22 protein-coding genes and 5 tRNA genes are annotated in these 19,124 nt (G+C 43.6%); 20 read left to right on the plus strand and 7 right to left on the minus strand.

All coding sequences use genetic code 11. The features are described 5' to 3' along the window. Nucleotides 1-3: 3 nt before the first annotated feature. Entirely contained in the window at nt 4-1,059 is a 1,056-nt protein-coding gene (locus DACET_RS01705) for a sensor histidine kinase (RefSeq protein ID WP_013009688.1), read from the minus strand. A 1-nt stretch (nt 1,060) separates the two neighbouring features. Next, nucleotides 1,061-1,651: a response regulator gene (locus DACET_RS01710; RefSeq protein WP_013009689.1), complete on the minus strand. Its 591-nt coding sequence runs from the start codon at nt 1,649-1,651 to the stop codon at nt 1,061-1,063. Between the two features lie 52 nt (nt 1,652-1,703). On the opposite strand from DACET_RS01710, the gene DACET_RS01715 reads away from it, so the two are divergent. The 5 genes from DACET_RS01715 to DACET_RS01735 are packed head-to-tail and all read left to right on the plus strand — an operon-like array spanning nt 1,704 to nt 6,796. Continuing rightward, nucleotides 1,704-3,086 (plus strand): hypothetical protein, encoded by a 1,383-nt coding sequence (locus tag DACET_RS01715; protein ID WP_013009690.1) that lies wholly within the window; start codon nt 1,704-1,706, stop codon nt 3,084-3,086. 8 nt (nt 3,087-3,094) lie between these two features. Further along, complete coding sequence (locus tag DACET_RS01720) at nt 3,095-3,610, plus strand: hypothetical protein (protein ID WP_148214123.1); 516 nt, start codon at nt 3,095-3,097, stop codon at nt 3,608-3,610. Further along, entirely contained in the window at nt 3,600-4,139 is a 540-nt protein-coding gene (locus DACET_RS01725; protein WP_013009692.1) for a hypothetical protein, read from the plus strand. The genes DACET_RS01720 and DACET_RS01725 overlap by 11 nt, the downstream gene beginning before the upstream one ends. After that, nucleotides 4,118-5,647: a type II and III secretion system protein gene (locus tag DACET_RS01730; protein WP_013009693.1), complete on the plus strand. Its 1,530-nt coding sequence runs from the start codon at nt 4,118-4,120 to the stop codon at nt 5,645-5,647. Before DACET_RS01725 ends, DACET_RS01730 begins: the two co-directional genes overlap by 22 nt. A 3-nt stretch (nt 5,648-5,650) precedes the next feature. Continuing rightward, entirely contained in the window at nt 5,651-6,796 is a 1,146-nt protein-coding gene (locus DACET_RS01735; protein ID WP_013009694.1) for a hypothetical protein, read from the plus strand. On the opposite strand, the gene DACET_RS01740 is transcribed toward DACET_RS01735, so the two are convergent. From DACET_RS01740 to DACET_RS01760, 5 genes are all read right to left on the minus strand, one after another. Next, a complete protein-coding gene (locus DACET_RS01740; RefSeq protein WP_041229797.1) occupies nt 6,768-7,925 on the minus strand; it encodes an MFS transporter in 1,158 nt (385 codons plus the stop codon). The two genes, DACET_RS01735 and DACET_RS01740, sit on opposite strands and share 29 nt — an antisense overlap. Beyond that, complete coding sequence (locus DACET_RS01745; protein ID WP_013009696.1) at nt 7,915-8,322, minus strand: bacteriohemerythrin; 408 nt, start codon at nt 8,320-8,322, stop codon at nt 7,915-7,917. Before DACET_RS01745 ends, DACET_RS01740 begins: the two co-directional genes overlap by 11 nt. A gap of 53 nt (nt 8,323-8,375) precedes the next feature. After that, entirely contained in the window at nt 8,376-8,714 is a 339-nt protein-coding gene (locus DACET_RS01750) for a hypothetical protein (protein WP_244392540.1), read from the minus strand. Next, nucleotides 8,627-9,718, minus strand: a complete 1,092-nt coding sequence (gene hemW / locus DACET_RS01755) for a radical SAM family heme chaperone HemW (RefSeq protein ID WP_013009698.1) — start codon at nt 9,716-9,718, stop codon at nt 8,627-8,629. The genes DACET_RS01750 and hemW overlap by 88 nt, the downstream gene beginning before the upstream one ends. 183 nt (nt 9,719-9,901) lie before the next feature. Beyond that, nucleotides 9,902-11,992: a peptidase associated/transthyretin-like domain-containing protein gene (locus DACET_RS01760; RefSeq protein WP_013009699.1), complete on the minus strand. Its 2,091-nt coding sequence runs from the start codon at nt 11,990-11,992 to the stop codon at nt 9,902-9,904. Between the two features lie 226 nt (nt 11,993-12,218). Between DACET_RS01760 and DACET_RS01765 the strand changes: the two genes are divergently transcribed. The 15 genes from DACET_RS01765 (at nt 12,219) to rplL (ending at nt 19,042) form a co-directional block, all read left to right on the plus strand. Further along, nucleotides 12,219-12,566 (plus strand): ArsR/SmtB family transcription factor, encoded by a 348-nt coding sequence (locus tag DACET_RS01765; RefSeq protein ID WP_013009700.1) that lies wholly within the window; start codon nt 12,219-12,221, stop codon nt 12,564-12,566. Nucleotides 12,567-12,860: 294 nt separating this feature from the next. Beyond that, nucleotides 12,861-13,988 (plus strand): DegT/DnrJ/EryC1/StrS family aminotransferase, encoded by a 1,128-nt coding sequence (locus DACET_RS01770; RefSeq protein WP_013009701.1) that lies wholly within the window; start codon nt 12,861-12,863, stop codon nt 13,986-13,988. Between the two features lie 124 nt (nt 13,989-14,112). Further along, a tRNA-Thr gene (locus DACET_RS01775) sits at nt 14,113-14,185 on the plus strand. A 40-nt stretch (nt 14,186-14,225) separates the two neighbouring features. Continuing rightward, nucleotides 14,226-14,308: transfer RNA gene (locus DACET_RS01780), tRNA-Tyr, on the plus strand. 11 nt (nt 14,309-14,319) lie between these two features. Next, nucleotides 14,320-14,393 (plus strand) — tRNA-Gly (locus DACET_RS01785). Between the two features lie 68 nt (nt 14,394-14,461). Continuing rightward, nucleotides 14,462-14,535, plus strand: a tRNA-Thr gene (locus DACET_RS01790). A gap of 24 nt (nt 14,536-14,559) precedes the next feature. Continuing rightward, complete coding sequence (gene tuf, locus DACET_RS01795) at nt 14,560-15,744, plus strand: elongation factor Tu (RefSeq protein WP_013009702.1); 1,185 nt, start codon at nt 14,560-14,562, stop codon at nt 15,742-15,744. Nucleotides 15,745-15,748: 4 nt separating this feature from the next. Then, nucleotides 15,749-15,898: a 50S ribosomal protein L33 gene (gene rpmG, locus DACET_RS01800; protein ID WP_013009703.1), complete on the plus strand. Its 150-nt coding sequence runs from the start codon at nt 15,749-15,751 to the stop codon at nt 15,896-15,898. A gap of 21 nt (nt 15,899-15,919) precedes the next feature. Beyond that, a tRNA-Trp gene (locus DACET_RS01805) sits at nt 15,920-15,995 on the plus strand. A gap of 35 nt (nt 15,996-16,030) precedes the next feature. Then, nucleotides 16,031-16,210 (plus strand): preprotein translocase subunit SecE, encoded by a 180-nt coding sequence (gene secE / locus DACET_RS01810; protein ID WP_013009704.1) that lies wholly within the window; start codon nt 16,031-16,033, stop codon nt 16,208-16,210. A 10-nt stretch (nt 16,211-16,220) separates the two neighbouring features. After that, nucleotides 16,221-16,745 (plus strand): transcription termination/antitermination protein NusG, encoded by a 525-nt coding sequence (gene nusG, locus DACET_RS01815; RefSeq protein WP_013009705.1) that lies wholly within the window; start codon nt 16,221-16,223, stop codon nt 16,743-16,745. Between the two features lie 147 nt (nt 16,746-16,892). Further along, nucleotides 16,893-17,315 (plus strand): 50S ribosomal protein L11, encoded by a 423-nt coding sequence (rplK, locus tag DACET_RS01820; protein WP_013009706.1) that lies wholly within the window; start codon nt 16,893-16,895, stop codon nt 17,313-17,315. Nucleotides 17,316-17,325: 10 nt separating this feature from the next. Next, entirely contained in the window at nt 17,326-18,024 is a 699-nt protein-coding gene (gene rplA / locus DACET_RS01825) for a 50S ribosomal protein L1 (RefSeq protein ID WP_013009707.1), read from the plus strand. A 104-nt stretch (nt 18,025-18,128) separates the two neighbouring features. After that, entirely contained in the window at nt 18,129-18,647 is a 519-nt protein-coding gene (rplJ, locus tag DACET_RS01830) for a 50S ribosomal protein L10 (protein WP_013009708.1), read from the plus strand. 14 nt (nt 18,648-18,661) lie between these two features. Continuing rightward, on the plus strand, nt 18,662-19,042 hold the full coding sequence (gene rplL / locus DACET_RS01835; RefSeq protein ID WP_013009709.1) for a 50S ribosomal protein L7/L12: 381 nt from the start codon (nt 18,662-18,664) through the stop codon (nt 19,040-19,042). The last annotated feature ends 82 nt before the right edge of the window (nt 19,043-19,124 follow it).

Raw genomic sequence — 19,124 nt, forward strand, 5'->3', positions numbered from 1 at the left:
CTGTTATTTCCTTTTAAGTTGCAGGACGAATGTTGGACCTTCTGCCGAATTTTCTGCCCACAGCTTGCCGCTGATGTTGCTGGCTATGCTTCTGCAATGGTAAAGCCCTATCCCCAGCCCGCCTTTTTTATCAGAGAAGAATGGTTCAAATATACGTTCTGTATTGGGAATCATCGAACCTGTATCCGAAAATGAGATTGTAAAATATTCTTCAGATTTGCTAATACTGACAGTAAGTTTAATGCCTGGTTCATTTATGCTTTTGTCGTAAAAATTTTTAATCAGATTTTCAAATATAATTATCAGGCTTTTTCTGTCTGTAGATATTTCTTCTTCCTCTCCGTTACATTGAATAGGCACATTCATTATGGAAGCTATGTTTCTGGCTATCAGGCAGGGGGTTACGACTTCATCTTCGGTCATGAAATCCTTAGTATTTTCCGTAATAGTGCTCAGAACCCTGTCAGCTCGCATTTTGATAGTTGGAGCAGAGCTTTTCATGTATCTTATAAGGCGCTCTTTGTCATTAGAGGTCAGGTTGCCGGATAAATTGTGCTGCATAATATTGAGAAACTGTACAAGGTTTTTTACGTCGTGGCTGAGAAACGCATTAATTTTGTTAAATTCAGAAAGTGCTTTGTTGGCAGCGCGCAGGTTCAAGTTTACGTCTATCTTTAGTATAAGAAATACTGTTTCCACAAGCAGGCGTACGAGGTATGCCCTTTCCCAGCGGAGTTTACCGGGAGATATTTCTAAAAAAATGGTGAAATCCTGTGCGCAGACGAATTTTTTGAAAGAATTCTTTTTGTGATTAGCATGTTTCTGATGCTCAGTGTCGTGATAGTAAAGGTAATACGAATAAGAGTGAATCCCTAGTTTGTCAATCAGAGGCGGTAGAGTTTCCAAAAATTTTACAGGATCATACTCATTGAGTTCATTCACTTTAATTATTTCAGTTATAACTTTTAGAAAGCCTGAAGCCGCACGTTTCATGTAAAAGATGACGGCGAAAATAACAAAACCGGCAAATATAAGTGATTGGTAGAGAATGTCAACCATTTCAGTTTCGTTCCAGATGAAATTTCTTTATGAAATAGTAGAGGCTTTCCCTTTTGACCCCGAGTATCTGGGCAGATTTATAGACATTAAAGCCTGTTTCGTTCAGAACTCTGATAATAATATTCTTTTCAGCTTTTTCTCTGATATCCTGTAACCCGTTACCTATTTCAACCTGAATATCTATACGTTCGACGCCTCTGCTTTTAAGTTCGTTTTCAGTGTCTATGAACAGCTTGGCTCTGTCCATTGAAAATAGCAGTTGGTCAATGTTTACAGGTTTTTCCAGATAGTCAAAGCAGCCCATTTCAAGGCTCTTTACTGCGGCTTCTCTGGTTGCCTGTCCGGTCAGAACTATAACTTTGCACGAATAATTTTCGCAAATGTGATTAATGATGAAAAGACCTTCATCCGGAGAATTCTCGTTTGGAGGCAGCCCGAGGTCCAGGATTGCTATCTCCGGCATATGCTTTTTCAGCATATCCAAAGCCTCAAGGCGGTTGCCTGCTTCTGATACTTCGTGATCTGATTCCAGAGTGAACAGCAACTGTTTCCGCAGTGCCTCATCGTCTTCAATTAATATTATCTTTGTCATAACCTACTCTAAAAACTCTTGAATACTGTACCCGCAGACTGTATTGTTAAACATGAAACTATTCAGCGCAGATATTACAACAGCCGGAGAAAGTGACGTCGCCAAGGCGGTAATCCTCAGAAAGACACGTAACGGCTATCATATTCTAAAACATTATATCACAGAACCCGAGAATCTAAAGGCACTTTCAGGTGATCTCCCTCTGAACCTTTCTACAGACTATTTCGAAACTGTTATAGGGAGCGTTTATCTGCCTGTGGTAAAAGATCCGAAGACATTTATGATGCTGGCTCAAAACAAGCTGAAAGATCAGCTGGAGCCAGGTGTGGATTATCTCATGGCGTACAGACCGGATGAGAGCACTCCCGCTGACAGCTTCGGGAACTCTTCCTATAAGATTTATATGATACCTGCATCTGTATACAACAGAACAGCAGTTATCCCTGAGCAGGATCGACAGCGGACAAATATGTTTACATTGTCCGGGTTTGCTATATGCGGGATATCTGCCGGATGTTTTCGGGACGAGACGGTTTTTCATGCTTTTGCTGACAGCAGAAAGATTCTTGTGACTGTCAGCAGAAATGAGACTGTCTTATATACCAGAGATATGGAATACCAAACAGGCGAGCCGGGGCAAACTGACAACATTTTTTATGAAAGTCTGCATCTGACTTATCTGTTTGTAGTGAATAATGTACAGGTTGATGTGGAGAGAGTTGTGCTTTCTGGTTTGCTGGCAGAACGGGAAGGGCTTTCCGCAATGCTTTTTGCTTTTAATGAGGTTACGCAATCGGTTATAATTCCGTCAAAATTGATAAACGGCTGCGGCAGAGAAGAGTTACACCGGTTTATGCTTCCGATATCACTTTGTATGCTTGAAGACGACTATGACTTTACTCCAATTAAATATAAAGAGACCAGAGCATATAATTTGCTGAAATCCTGTGCGGGAATTATTTTGCTTCTCATGGCGTTTATTATTGCGTATCTGGACGTAATAACCTATGCGGATCTGGACAAGCTGAAAGATCGTTACTCTCGGGAAGTGGCTGTTCTGGGGGCGGATGCAAAGCAGTATGCGGCAAATTTCAGAGATGTTGAAGATGAAAAATACGGTCTGTACTATCTCTCACAGATTCAGAAATATAAATCAGGTGCCTTTGATATATATAAAGATACGGCAGAGCTTATTGATACCGGAGATTACGCTCATGTTGTTTTTTCCACTGACGAGCAGAACCGCCCCGCAGTGATGTTACGCGGTACCGTTAGCTATTCCGGTCTGAAAGATATAGACAGGCATCAGCATTTAATAAAAGAGGAGATCAATAAACTGGATGCATCCGGTATATATAAAGTTAGTAACGGCTCAAGGTATAATATGGAAAAACAGACCGGTGATATAAGACTGCTGGTGGAGCATGCTAAATGAGATGCGTTATGAAGTTGCTCGGCAGCTATTCTATTCTTCTTTTGCTTGGTGTCATCTGTGCGCTTCTTTCTGTCCAGCTTATTGTCATGCAGGGCGTTAGGGATGAACTGAAACAGGCATCAACAGAAGTTATGAGAGAAAAGAGGGGCTTGAGATCGGGCGAAACGCATAAACTTCTGATCAAACTCGAGAAGATAATGAAAGACTCGGAATTCCCAGCCTACAGAAGAGAAAACGCCAGAGGACATCTTCTGGAAACTGTGGAGGAGTTCCGGTCAGCTTACGGCGCAAAGGTGCTTACTTCAGTTCAGGAAGAGGGGAGCAGCCTCATCATCGACATACAGTTCAAATATCTGCCTGCGTCCCCTGAAGACCTTATATCACTCTTACAATATCTGAAAAACAGTATCTCGCCTATATATCAGGTTACAAAAGCTGAGTTCGTAGAAGACAAGAACAAAAGGACAGCAGATATACGCTTAAAACTGATACAACCGTTTTCCGGAGGGGATTATGTTTTTTAAATCCATGCAGTATGCTCATGTCAGGCACGTTTTAAAAATTACATTTCCTTTTGTGCTTGTTTTATTTGTGTTTATTCTGCGTAGCTCAATATCTTCACCTGTGGGGGCATATACAGCAGAGAGGCTTGACTCAGACAGAGATGCTGTAAAAAGTTTGCTGAGTGCCAAAGATGTGGAATTTTCTACTGCACTTGCAGACCTAAAGAATATTGACCAGATAAAAAAATACAATTATAGTGTATATGTTAACAGAGGTTTTATTCAGAGACAAAAGAATGGTTCTGGTACCATGAAAGAGGGTGACGGAAAAATAAATAACCCGGCACCCGCAGGGCTATACCGCTTTCAGCCGCGATATGACGTCAGCAGTGTTTTTATAGGCACGTCACGCAGATATGCTGTAATTGACGGCAGGATATATGTGACAGGTGACAAGCTGGAAAGCGGAGAGCATGTTTCTGCGATTTTGAAAGGTAAAGTTCTTTTACAGGGACACTGGGGAGATAGATGGCTATATGTAGATTACTGATTGTATTGTTATGTATGACGGCACTTGGGTGCGTTGCGAAACAAATCGACGCTCCCGAAAATGTCAGTCTTATTCCGAATGTGGAAAGCCCTCCTTCTCCTGCCCCAAAGCTTCTTTCGCCCCCGCCTCCGGTTTACAAAACAGAAATAGCAGAATACGACCCAATGGACGATACCTATGTGACTCTTGACTCTGTGGAGGAGTCCCTTTCGTCCATACTATACATGATCGCATCCGAAGCCGGACTGAACCTCATCATAAGTCCTGACATTAATGTTAAGAACCCTTTCACTATAACTGTCAATAATATGCCTGCAAGGGACGCTCTCGACATAATTGCTGAAAATACCGGTATATATTATGAAGTGACAGGTAGTTCTCTGAAAATGCTTGGCAGTGTTACCAAAACATTCAAGTTTCCGTATGTTAGGATGAAGACAACACAGAATTCAGAAATAGGCGGTGATGTTTTCGGTTCCGCAGAAGCAAACCTTCGCGGGGATTATTCTCTGAAATATGAAAACCTGCCTGAGTCCAGTGACGTACAGACTCAGATCATCAACAGCGTTCATGCCATTATTTTTGCAGGGGAAACAGAAGATATCCTTGGGTCAAGAGTGGGCGAGACGAACGCCATCGGCTCTGGCAGCGGTCATTTCAGGGGAGCTGAGGGTTATATATTCAACAGGTTCACAGGCATTCTCAAAGTTACCACCACTCCTAAAAAGATGAAAATTGTCAGCAGCTATATGGAAGATGTGATACGGGAGCTCAACAAACAGGTTCTCATTGAGGCAAAGCTTGTGGAGGTTACGCTGAATGATACCAGTGCCTACGGCATAAACTGGCGTGGAACGGCTGACGGAAAGTCCATAGGGCTTAGTCTTGGTACGGACGGAGGTGCTGCTGTTCTGCCGGGCGGGCTGACTGCTGTGGGCGCAATATCCAGCTTTGACTACAGTGACTGGTTTGCTTTCATGGCGGCATACGGACGTGTGGAGTCGGTGGGAAACCCACGCATACGGGTGATGAACGGTCAGAGTGCCATGATAACATCCGGTCAGCTAAAGCCATTCTGGGAGATGGAGCGGGAGACGGACGATGACACAGATGATGTTACAGTCACTTACACACGGGTAACTGTCCTGGACGGAATTATGCTTGGTGTTACCCCCCATGTTAAAGAGGACGGCACGATTACTCTTAATATTGTGCCTGTGTTTTCTGATGTGGAAGAAACTCCTGAGCAGCAGCTTGATGAGAACGGTGTGGTTGTAGCCAGCTATCCGAACATTAATCTTAAGGAAGCGGGAACTGTGCTGAACCTTGAAAGCGGCTCGACAGTTGTGATGGGCGGGCTGATAAGCAATGTTGAAACCGAAGACGAAACAAAGGTTCCTCTGCTCGGGGATGTTCCTTTTCTCGGGTATCTTTTTAAATCTAAATATAAATATACGCAAAAAAGAGAACTGGTGATTTTTCTGACTGCCACCATTATCAGCGGGTAAAGGATGAGTGCTATTTTGAATAGCCTGAAAAGGCTCAGGACAAATTCAGCCGGCAGTCTGCTGCCCCTTTTATGGATATCGAAGACTGCAAAGAAGCAGTCAAGCAGCATAAGCACTTTGCTTTTGATATTATTGGCTGTTTCACTGACGGTATTTGCCATGACATTTTTTATTGATTCAGGTCAGGGAAACTATAATAATCTAATACTGAATAAAATCGTGAGTGCAGATACCGGGAGATCCGGAGCGGATACGGGCAGAGTTTATCTGAGCGAGGAAGAATTGCTTGAGAGGATTAATGAGGCCGTAGACAAGGCTCTCGCTGAAAGGGATGCGGAGCTTTCCCGGAAGCTGAATGGTATCAGAGATGTAAATGTCCGGCGTTTGTCTGTAATAGAAGCACTCCCTGCACAGGCAGGGGAACAGGCGAGCGGTGGTGATAGTTTACGGGCTGAAGTGCAGACCGCAAAAGCGTCAGTTCAGAAAACTGAATATGAACATTTCAATGCTGCTCCACCGGAAGCTGATTCACACAAAAAAAAGACAGACAGTAAAGTTCATTACAATGCGCTGCTGGGTATGAGCGACAGAGCTTTTGAAAAAGGTAATTATCAGAAGTCCGCAGAGAACCTGACCAAAGCTCTGCAAATGAGAGAAACAAAAATGTCGGTGCTGAAACTTGTCAGAGTTAAGCTCGCTATGGGAAAACCGGAAGAGGTTAACAGAGTCCTCGAAGCTTATCCTGATACAGTTGATGACAAGCTGATAGCCTCGGCTGCTTCTTATGCCGGGAGCGTGGGATACAACGCTTATGCTCTGAATCTGATCGACAGTTATGCCGGAGTCTTTTCAGGAAGTTCGGCCTTGTACTACTCTGCCGGACAGATATACGAAGATCTAAAGAACTATCCTATGGCAGAGAGTGCTTATTCTGAAGCGGTTCGGCTAAGTCCTTTTGATTCATATTATAAATATGCCTATGCGCGTATCCTTGATATTAATGAAAAACATGAAGATGCTCTGAAAGAATATTCGGATATAAGTGAGTCTGCGTCAGATAAGACCATCCTCATACAATCAAGGAAGAGGGCTGAAATTCTGGAAGCTTATCTGACGGGAATCAGGGCTCGGAATGACGAAAACTTCTGAAGACAGTGATAATAAAAATAAATGCTGTGGCGGCTGCGACAAGCTGAAAGTTGAAATTAACTCTGTGCACATCGGCTGCTTTTGCTATTGTATCCATTACTATAGGTGAGAAAAACTGACCGATGAATATGGATAGGGTAACTGCTGATGTGGCTGCTACATTATTGCCCTTTGCCGCTTCTGTTGCCTTGACCATAATATACGGTATGGACATACTCAGGGTATATCCGTTTGCTATCATGGCTAAGTTGACTGCTGCCACAGAGCTTGTAAAGCCAAGAAGCAGATGACATATGAGCATGGAAAAGGCTATTGAAGGTACGTAGACACGTCCAAGTTTTTTTCTGACTTTTGCAACTGTGAGCCCAAGAAGCATCGCTGTTCCTGTTGAGAATGCCATAGCGTATCCCGCTTCTTTCGGACCTCCCAGCCCTGCGGAGGCAAGATATACTGCGATATTGGTAGGTATAGTGTAAAACCCCAGAAACACCAGAAAGCCTGGGAGTGCTTTTATATATACCTCAAGAGGCAGTTTAAGTCTTGGTGCCTTTTTGTCAAAATTCTTTGTCTGTTCCGGTTCTTTAATGAAAAGCATAGCAATTATGAAAACCGGTATCCCCATAGCATAAACAAGGAAAGCGTACCGCCAGTTTATGGATGCCAGCAGTCCGGAAGAAAATGTTGCGAGAATTCCGCCGAAATTCGCAAAAGCGGCATTGTACCCCATCATGCGCATCCGCTTTTCTCCATGAAAGAAGTCTGCTATCAGAGCTGCTGCAACAGGCATTATGATACCGACAGCAACGCCCAGAACTGCTCTGGAGGCAAGAAGCATATAGATATCTGTTGCAAAGAAAGCCCAGCAGCCTGAAACGGTATAGATTGCTACCCCTGCAAGAGCAAGATTTTTCTTAGATATTCCGCCGGAGAATTTCCCGATACAATAGGATGTGGGGATAATAAAGACAGCGGGCAGGGTAAGGATCATTTTTATGAGTGTCGGCTGGGCACCCTTTATGCTGTTCTGAATATCTGCAAGTGCAGGAGACACAGCGGCTCCCGCCATTATTGTCAGTAGAGAAAGTGATAGTATTCCGAAGGAGAGGAGAGGTTTATTGTTACTCTGCATTGCTTCTGAGGTATGCAGCCAGTCTGAGGTCATAGCCCATTATATGTTCTACAAACCACACCTGAAGCAGAGTTGTGAGCTCATCTTCCACGCGTTCAGAATTGCCTGAAGATATAAGTTTTTTATAGCAGGCCATAAGAGTATTCACAATATTTCTGTGTGCAGACATATGCTCTTTCAAGTCAGGGTAGCCGCTCTTTCTCATAAGTTCTTCTTCAGTGCTGAAATGGAAACGGACATATTTTACAAGATAGTTCAGGGTGCGCACGGTTATTTCGTGGCTGAACTCTCTGCTTATGCTGTCAAAGAAGTTATTGATGTGTTCAAATAGTTCTTTGTGCTGTTCGTCAATTGTTGCGTTACCACTTTCAAGCGATGATGTCCATACTGCTTTCATCGGCCCTCCGGAGCTATAGATACTAAATATTACGTTATATTTGTTACAGAGCTTTACTTATTATTATCGTCGTGACAGTTGCGGCATGTATCCAGAGGCGCATGATTACCGTTTTGAGGCCATTGGTTGTGACACTGGAAACAATCATTACCACACTTCTCCGAACCGCCCCCACCAAGCTGAAAAATCTGTTCGCTTACCGGCTTGTGGCACTGAATGCATGTAGTCAATGCCAGATGGTCTTTGTCCCCTTCGAGCTGTGGGTGACATGTCATGCAGTCACCTGCACATCCTGCGTGGGCCGCTATGGTAAGAGCTGCCACAGCAAAGACTGTACAGAGTCCAGCAGCAATTCTCCCCTTTTTTTCAGCGACACGTTTGAACCATCCCATGATAAAAGCTCCTTTTCTGACAGGTCAGAAAACAAATTATATATTTTTTCCTTTAGTTCTGCATTAACATTCGTACATATTTTTTCAGCGTCCAGCCCTTTTGCCAGTCGCAGCCCGAACACAATCTCTTCCAGAGCGGTTTGCGGAGGCTCTGTGATCTCTGTTTCCGCATATTCCTTCGGAGAATGAATATACTCAGGCAGATTGTCGGATTTGCCTCTGAGTATGCGCTTGCCATCTTCGTAGCTGAGTGACCATGCAGAAGAACCTATGCCGTCATATTCACCAAGCATCCAGTAGTTTATATTATGCATGCTCTCATGTCCGGGTCTTGCAAAATTTGATATTTCATATTTTACATATCCTGCATTTTCAAGTTCGTCACGTACAACCATAAAGTCTGTTGCGTCAGCATCTCCCTCTTTGAGGAACTCTGTATCAAAGCTGTATGTGTATGCAGAAATATGTTCAGGATTTAATGCTATTAGGTCTTTGAGTGTTTTATAAGTGCTCTCAAACTGTGTGCCGGGTATATCATACATCATGTCAAGGCTGACATCAGTGTCCGGACAGAGCTTACGCACCATGTCGTAAGAGTGGAATATATCGCTCGCTGAGTGTATCCTTGTCAGCTTTTGCAGTACATCGTCAGAGGTACTCTGGCACCCTATACTTACCCGTGAAAACTTATAAAAATCCACTATCCTGCAAAACTCTTTATCAATACTTTCCGGATTTGCTTCAATAGTGCTCTCTTTAAAATCCCATCTGCATGTTATTGAAACAGCGTCCAGAAATGAAGCAAGGAGCTTTCTGTCTGCTGTTGACGGTGTTCCTCCGCCAATATACAGCGTTTCGTAAGCATGTTTTTTCCTGCTTCGCAGATCAGATATCAGGGCTTTGAAATAGTCCGCCTGTGTGTCATAGCAGTCTGTCTCAGAGTAGAACCCGCAGTATGCACACTTGTTTCTGCAAAATGGCAGATGGACATAAAGACCTTTCACCTTTCACTTTTCCTCTTTATCCTTCTTTTTTTCATTCTTTTTCATCTTTTTGTATCGATCCTCGATACTGCAGCTGTCTGCTCCGATGCCTCAGCCGCCGCCTGGTTTCAGCCTTGCCATAACTATGACAAAGACAATGAACAGGATAAGTCCGATATAATCTTCCATAAATCCCTCTTACAATTATTGAACGAGACCTTCTACAGGTCTGCCGTCAATAAAGTATTTATATGATATTCTGTCAGTCATTTTTGGAATATAGTTTCCGTTAATGCAGATGTTCAGTTTTTCGGAGCTCTTTTCGAATAATAGGTTTATCTCACCTTTGCTGTTGTTTTGTAATATACCATTTTTAACAAATCCTACCAGTGGATAAATGTCAAGGGGGCTGGTGTTGTAATGCCTTTTGATGTCACCGGTGATGCTCAGTTCGAATCCGGTGAGGGATTTACCAGGGTAAGAGAACACTGCTTCATAGCAGTAGTCGGGGGTTCCGTCCGCTCCCGGCTTGTTTCTGTCGCCGATGAGATCCTTCGCTTTTTCGGCTTTGTTTATGAATACGAAAGGACGGACGGTTTTTACTTTCTGATCATTTTTTGAGTATTCTGTTATTATTATGTACGGCTTTAATGAGTCGTACTGGGATTTTTCAGTAGAGAAATTATGGTTTCCATAGCTGCCTGCTTCCGGTACTCCGCCGATGGCAACAGATCCGCCATCTTTTAAAAGAACATCTGTAATATCTATCTCCTGGCTGTACGGCTCTTCGCTGGGGTATATCTGACCTGCGTACTGACTGTTGCCTAGGTAGTTTTGTGTTCCGTCTTGCAGAACGTCATACTTAAATATCGAGATGCGCCCCCGCTGGTTATCCGGCAGGTGGGTTAAGACAAGCTTGGCAGAGATATGCTTTATCGGATCGAGCTTAAGTGCCTCTCTGTTCGGAGATATATAGATCATTGCGTTTGAGTCGCGTCCTGCACCGATGTTCAGAATGTTGTCTGAGGAGCGGAGAAGTTTTCCGTTGAAATCAACTGCATAAGTTTTAATATCCGCAGTTTTATCGGTAAGAATAACTTTCCTTTCAACAGGTCTGTAGCCACCGGTATCAGCATTGAAGCTGCCGCCGCCGCCTGTTCCTGTCCATTTGCCTTCAAGTGTTCCGTTTTTGCGGGTTGCGTTGAAAACCTGCTCACATCCGAAATCAGTACCCGCCCTTTTGCAGTCGAGGGTGAGTGTTATCCCGTCTTCTGTTGATTCCCCTTTGATCGGGTAGCTCTGATAACCTTTGGATGTATTTACATAGGCAGTTCCAAAGACCTTTGTGCCTGCTGTTTCAAGGTTCCATATCTGTTTTCTGGTCTTTCCGCTGGTGTCATAAATCATAGCACTCTCAAAGAAACCACCCTTGAACATGGTCATTTTAGAAGCCTGATCGTAGTCAAGGTAGAAAGTTGCTCCAAGCTCTATGTCGTCTATGCCGTCAAGCATTATAGAATGTTTAAAGTTGCCTTCGCTGTCTGTCAGAAAGCTGTCTCCGGTTTCGAGAATATTTACAGTGGCAGCCGGCAGAGGATCAAGTTCTTTGGTAAAAACTTTTCCGCTCACAGTGATGCTTGCAGGAAAATCAGTGGTAAATGCAAGCTGTTTGGTCTGAAGCTCATACCCTTCGGCAGACACTTCCAGAGTGAGCTTTTTTATCAGGTACATGTCAGTGTTATCAAGGATGAATTTATCAAGAGCTTCGTTAACAGGGTTTGCAATGTCCATCAATGCGAAGCCGTCATTTGCGTGCATCCAGACAACAAAAGTTTTATTTATAAAAACGAGATAAAAATCTGCATCGTTGATGTAGCCTGATTTCGGGTAGATGAAGAAAAGCCCGCGTTCCCCGAAACGCACCTGCTGGCTCCTGTTTTTAGGCGCATCTTTGGTTAGTTCATGGAAATACATTGAAGCGTCCACAAAGTTATTAAAGGAGTATAGAGCGATATTGGTTTCAAACTGCCCCTTGCGGATGATATTCATCATCTTTTTTGATTTGCCGGAATAAAATGAATAGGTTGTTGAATATACCGTGTGATTGTCCTCAGTTTTCTTTTTGACACCTGTGTTCAGCCAGAGCTCAGCTCCTCCGTCAAGGTCGGTGACCTTTGGGAAAAATGCACGTACCTGCATTTCAGAAACAGGAGCGGCGTAGGCGTAGCCCGTTGTGAGTATTAGAAGTGAAATGAAGATTAACAGCTCGCCGGTGAGTATTTTTATAATTTTCATAATATGACCTTTCTGTTTTATTGATAATGTGGGGACGCTAAAGTTCTGCGTAATATAACTTTGCATATAATTGCACATAGTTAAACCTTGGCGCAAGACATAAGCAACATATTGCCGTCAGGTCGTGATATGCATAATAACCTGATGTTTGTTATAAACTTGTAAGTTGACACGCAGATATGATAGTTATAGTATAGCTGAACGATTGTACACGTGAGGATATGTTATGACTGACGATATATTTCAGATATCTGAACCCCATGAGGATCTTCTGTCTGAACTCAGAGGGAAGATGCTTTCTGACGATTCGCTGAAAGATCTGGCGGACACATTCAAGCTTTTATCAGATTTCACAAGGGTGAAGATCCTTTATGTGTTGTCCCTCTCTGAACTTTGTGTTCAGGACATTTCCGAACTGACAGGGGTCTCCCAGTCTGCTGTGTCACATCAGCTTCGTATATTGCGCAACTCCCGTCTCGTCAGCTGGAAGAAAACCGGCAAACAGGTCTTTTACAGCCTAAACAGTGATGCTGTACGTGCCCTGATAGAAAAGGGTATGGAGCACAGTGTTTAAGGCACAGGATGTGCCTCATGGAGCGAACCGCAGGTTTCAGCGTAATGAGAGCAAAGCGTGACTTTGTTATGTTTTGCGATAGATACAATTCTTTAGGACAAAGAATTGTATTTGCTTAATCAGTGATGCTGTACATGCCCTGATAGAAAAGGGGATGGAGCACAGTGTTTAAGGCGCAGGATGTGCATCGTTTAAATTAGTTTTTTATACAGAGTTTTATTTGCAATATAGACAGTGAACCATATTTCATTATATGTGTCATTTTTACACTAACTTTATTTCGGAGATGTCATTATGCAGTTTTGTAATCTGAAGAAACAGTATCAGGAACTTAAACCTGAGATAGATAATGCGATAGCTCAAGTGCTTGAGCATGGTATGTATGTCGGCGGACCTGAAGTCGGCGAGCTCGAAAAGAAATGCACAGACTTTACAGGTGCAAAATTTGCGAAGGCATGCAGCTCCGGTACAGATGCCCTTGTGCTTGCACTTATGGCTTACGATGTAGGAGCTGGTGACTATGTCATTACAACCCCATTTACATTCATTGCCACAGCAGAATGCATCTCGCTTGTGGGGGCGAAACCTCTGTTTGTTGACATAGACCCGCAGACATATAACATATGTCCGAAAAAGCTGAAAGAACTTTTAGATACTACTGATATTCCTGAAGATAAAATAAAAGGTGTTATCACTGTGGATCTTTACGGGCAGTGTGCGGACTATGATGCTATACGTGAAGCAATGAAGGGGCATGATCTTTTTCTTGTACAGGATGCAGCACAGTCATTTGGTGCGGCTTATAAGGGCAAAAACGCAGGCTCACAGGGTGATATTGGTACAACTTCATTCTTCCCGGCTAAACCTTTTGGTTGCTATGGCGACGGCGGTATGGTATTCACTGATGATGCAGAACTTGATCTCAAACTGAACTGGCTGCGCAATCATGGTCAGAACGAAAGGTACAACCATAAAATTATTGGTATGAACGGACGTCTTGATACTATTCAGTGTGCAGTGCTGAACGCTAAGTTTGACAGATTCAGGTATGTTGAGATTAAAAACAGAAATAACGCAGCTGATAAATATATGGCGCTTCTTAAGCCGCTGGCTGATGCGGGAAAAGTTGTTCTGCCTTATGTGATGCCTGACAGTGTCCACGTGTGGGCACAGTTTACGCTTAAGGTTGAAGATAGAGACGGGCTTATGGCTCATCTCCAGAAGAATGATATCCCGTGTGCTATCCACTATCCGAAGCCTCTGCATATGCAGGAAGCTTTTGCAGATCTCGGATACAAAAAGGGCGATTTCCCTATTTGCGAAGAGATGGGTAAGAAAGTTATAAGTCTTCCCATGTGTGCATATAAGGAAGATGGTGAAATAGAAGAAGTGTGTGAAGTAATAAGTTCATTCTACAAGTAAGATAACCGCTGTGGGCGGGGCTTGTAAGGAACTTTTAGAAAGTTTATAAAAAAATCTAACAAAAAGCTTGACATATTTTTGCTTAGGTTATACTATTTGCCTCCGTTTTGATGCGGAAACTTCAGCTGGTGTAGCTCAAACGGTAGAGCAACTGACTTGTAATCAGTAGGTTGTAGGTTCAAGTCCTATCACCAGCTTTTAATAAGATGTATATCCGGTGTACGCCGGGCACGTGTAGGGGAGATACCCAAGTGGCCAAAGGGGGCAGGCTGTAAACCTGTTGTCGTATGACTTCGAAGGTTCGAATCCTTCTCTCCCCACTTTAATGTTAGCGGGTGTAGCTCAGTTGGCTAGAGCATCAGCCTTCCAAGCTGAGGGTCACGGGTTCGAGTCCCGTTACCCGCTCTTTTTTCTAAAGTGGCTTTTATGAAATAAGGACGGACGATAGAGTTACGTCTGTTTTTTTTTATATTGCCCACGTGGCTCAGGCGGCTAGAGCGCGTCCTTGGTAAGGACGAGGTCACCGGTTCAAGTCCGGTCGTGGGCTTTGACTTGAGGAGGACAGATCAAGATGGCCAAGGCAAAATTTGAAAGGAAGAAACCTCACGTAAACGTGGGTACAATCGGTCACGTAGACCATGGTAAAACAACCCTTACAGCCGCAATGACAACAGTTCTTAGTAAGCGCGGTTTTTGTGAGGCAGTGGATTTCGCAAATATCGACAAAGCTCCAGAAGAGCGTGAGCGCGGTATAACCATTGCGACATCTCACGTCGAATACGAATCAGAAGTTCGCCACTACGCACACGTAGACTGTCCGGGTCACGCGGATTATGTAAAAAACATGATCACAGGTGCCGCACAGATGGACGGAGCAATTCTTGTAGTAAGTGCATCTGACGGTCCTATGCCTCAGACACGTGAGCACATCCTTCTTGCACGTCAGGTAGGAGTTCCTACGATAGTAGTCTTCATGAACAAATGTGACATGGTAGACGACGAAGAGCTTCTTGAGCTTGTAGAGCTTGAGATCCGTGATCTTCTCAGTGCTTATGAGTTTCCTGGCGATGATACACCAATCATTCAGGGATCAGCTCTTAAAGCTCTTGAAGGTGATGTAGCTTATGAAGAGAAAATAATAGAGCTTGTCCAGGCACTTGATGATTTCATTCCTGAACCTGAGCGTGACATAGATAAGCCTTTTATTATGCCTATCGAGGATGTATTTTCAATTTCCGGACGTGGTACAGTTGTGACAGGACGTATTGAGCGTGGAGTTGTAAAAGTATCTGAAGAGATTGAGATCGTAGGTATTAAAGATACAGTAAAGACAGTAGTAACCGGAGTTGAGATGTTCCGTAAACTTCTTGATCAGGGTGAGGCTGGAGATAATGTCGGAGTACTTCTCCGTGGTATCAAGAAAGATGACGTAGAGCGTGGTCAGGTGCTTGCTAAGCCAGGTTCCATCACCCCTCACCGTAAGTTTAAAGCAGAAGCTTATATCCTTACTAAAGAGGAAGGCGGCCGCCACACCCCATTTTTCACAGGCTACCGTCCACAGTTCTATTTCAGAACTACAGACGTGACAGGCATCATCACACTTCCTGAGGGAGTAGAGATGGTAATGCCTGGTGACAACATCTCTTGTGATGTGGAGCTTATCACTCCGATTGCAATGGACGCAGGTCTTCGTTTCGCTATCCGTGAGGGTGGTAGAACAGTTGGTGCCGGTGTTGTAACAGAGATATCGGAGTAACAGAATGAGAGAAAAAGTAATCCTTGCCTGTACTGAGTGCAAGAACAGAAACTATACAACTACCAAGAATAAAAAAACTATGACTGGTAAGCTTGAGTTGATGAAGTATTGCAGAACAGACAGGAAGCATACTCTACACAAAGAAACTAAATAGTTTAAATAATACAAAGGATGCAGGCTAGTAGCTCAATTGGCAGAGCACCGGTCTCCAAAACCGGGGGTTGGAAGTTCGAGTCTTCTCTGGCCTGCCATTATCATCCTTTAACTTACAAACGAGTTTAATCATATGGGCAAGTGGTCTAAGTTTTATAATGAAGTCAAAGAAGAGCTCAAGAAAGTGGTATGGCCTACGAAGGAATCCACAATCGGTACAACAGGTGTTGTTATCGCTATCTGCATAGTGTGCGCTATCTTCATGGGTGTTGTTGATTTCGGGCTCGCTAAGATTACTCAGTTTATATACTAGGTAGACAAACATGGCAAAACAGTGGTACGTGGTTCACACCTATTCAGGATTCGAGAAGCGTGTTGTTACGCTACTTGAAGAAAAGGTGAAAAACGAGAAGCTCGCAGATCAGATCGACGATGTTCTGATCCCTACAGAAGATGTAATAGAGCTTAAGAAAGGAAAAAAGAAGGTCAGTAAAAAGAAGACCTTCCCTGGCTATATTCTTGTGCACATGGAAATGAGCACCACCAACTGGCATGTCGTTAAAAGCATTCCTAAGGTGACTGGCTTTGTGGGCGGAATAAACCCCGTTCCTATCCCTGAACATGATGTTAAAGCCATGATAGACCTTGCTAAATCAGAATCTCCCAGAATCGCTTCTAAATATGTTGAAGGCGACACTGTGGAAGTTATTGACGGACCATTCCTCGGTTTCACAGGTACTGTGGACGAGGTTAATCCTGACAAAGAGAAGGTACGCGTTATCGTAAGTATTTTCGGAAGACAAACCCCTGTAGAGCTTGATTATCTACAGGTTAAAAGAGTGGGTTAACGGAAGGACCGGTTTTCGGACTTTCCGTTAAAGAAATAAAGAGCAAATTCGCTGACAGTGCGGGTTTGCCCTTTTGCGTATTGAAACCACAGGGCTATATGCCCTGATAAAAAACTAAGGTTTTATATAAACCGGAGGTTTAGTTAGATGGCCAAGAAAGTATCAGGTCAGCTTAAACTCCAGATTCCGGCAGGGAAGGCAAACCCTTCTCCTCCAGTTGGTCCCGCGCTCGGTCAGCGTGGTGTCAACATTATGGATTTTTGCAAGGCCTTCAACGCTGAGACACAGAACCTGGGTGACTCTATCATTCCTGTGGTAATCACAGTTTATGAAGACAGAAGTTTCTCTTTTGTAACAAAGACACCGCCAGTTTCTGACCTAATCAAAAAAGAGCTGAGTATTAAAAGTGCATCCCAGACACCCGGAAAGGCTGTTGCGGGACACCTGAAAAAAGATCAGCTGCAGAAGATTGCGGAGATCAAACTTCCCGATCTTAACACAAACGATGTAGAACAGGCGATGAAAATTGTCGCAGGTTCAGCCCGCAGTATGGGCATCACAACAGACTAAGAGGTGAATCATGGCTAGAGGAAAACAGTACCAGGCTGCCTCAGGTAAGATAGACTCAGAAAAATCTTACAACCTGGAAGAGGCTATAGCTCTCGCTAAAGAAGCCGCATTCGCTAAGTTCGACGAAACTATTGATATTGCTGTTAAACTGGGTGTAAATCCTAAACATGCAGATCAGATGGTTCGCGGATCAGTGAGTCTTCCCCACGGTACAGGACGCGACGTAAAAGTTCTTGTATTTTGCAAAGGCGACAAACAGAAAGATGCACAGGATGCCGGCGCTGACTTTGTCGGCGACGACGAACTTATCGCAAGGGTTCAGGACGGATGGACTGATTTTGACAAAGTAGTAGCAACACCTGACATGATGGCTCAGGTGGGTAAATTGGGTAAGGTTCTCGGGCCAAGAGGTCTTATGCCTAACCCTAAAGTAGGAACAGTAACACAAGACGTAGCAAAAGTTGTTAAAGAGCTTAAAGCAGGTATGATCGAATTCAGAGTCGACAAAGTAGGTATAATCCACTCTGTCGTCGGAAAGAAAAGTTTTGAAGACGGTAAGCTGAAAGATAACATCACAGCGTTGCTTGACACACTGGTCAAGCTGAAACCGGCAAGTGCCAAAGGGCAATATGTTAGGGGCATTTATATTTCTGCAACGATGGGCCCCAGAGTCAAACTTGACCACTCAAAAATAGTGAACGAACTGTAACAACAGAAACTAATTCTGGTTAAAGAAGCAGGTTTCGCATTATAAAATGTGTGTAAATCTCCTGCGGAAACCGGTTGATATACAACCGGAAACGGAGGAACAGCGTGAAAAAAGCTGATAAAGAACAACTGGTAGCTGAGCTTAGTGCTCAGGTAAAAGATTCCGATGCGCTGTTTTTGACGAACTACAAAGGTCTTACATATCTTCAGCAGACTGCTGTAAGAAGTGAGATCAAAGAAAAAGGTAGCGATTTCAAAGTCGTCAAAAACACACTTTTGAAAATTGCTCTTAACAACAACGATATAGACTCTATGGATTCATACCTCGTAGAGCCTACTGCATGTGCTATTGTTACCGGCGACGTTGCTGCTGTCGCTAAAACAATCAAGAAATACGCGAAAGAATTTGATAAGTTTGAAATTAAAGCTGGTTACCTCGACGGTAACGTACTCACAGCAAATGATGTTAATGTACTGGCAGACCTGCCGAGCCGCGACGAGCTGCTTGCTAAAATGCTCAGTAGCATGAACGCTCCTGTGTCCAACTTCGTATCGCTTCTTGCTAATATTCCAAGAAGCCTCGTGAACGTGCTGACCGCTGTGAAAGATAAAAAAGATAACTAATCAGGAGAGACAAAATGTCAGTAACTAAAGAACAAGTAATTGAATTTATCGAGAACATGACTGTTATCGAGCTTTCTGAGCTCGTAAAAGAACTCGAAGACAAATTTGGTGTTTCCGCATCTGCTCCAGTTGCTATGATGGCTGCTGGCCCTGCAGCTGGCGGCGAAGCAGCTGCTGCTGAGCAAACAGAATTCACTGTTGAACTTACAGCCGCTGGCGATAAAAAAGTACAGGTTATTAAAGTTGTACGTGAGATCACAGGTCTCGGACTTAAAGAAGCTAAGGCTCTTGTTGACGGTGCTCCTGCTCCTGTTAAAGAAGGCGTATCTAAAGAAGAAGCTGAAGAGCTTAAAGCTAAAATCGAAGAAGCAGGCGCTTCTGTAACAGTTAAGTAATTTCAGTAAACTACTGATATTAAAGCATTAATAGTATGGGGGAGCACTGTCTCCCCCGTCTTTCGTTTAAAAATTACCGGAA

This window comes from Denitrovibrio acetiphilus DSM 12809 (assembly GCF_000025725.1).
GTDB classification, from domain to species: domain Bacteria; phylum Chrysiogenota; class Deferribacteres; order Deferribacterales; family Geovibrionaceae; genus Denitrovibrio; species Denitrovibrio acetiphilus.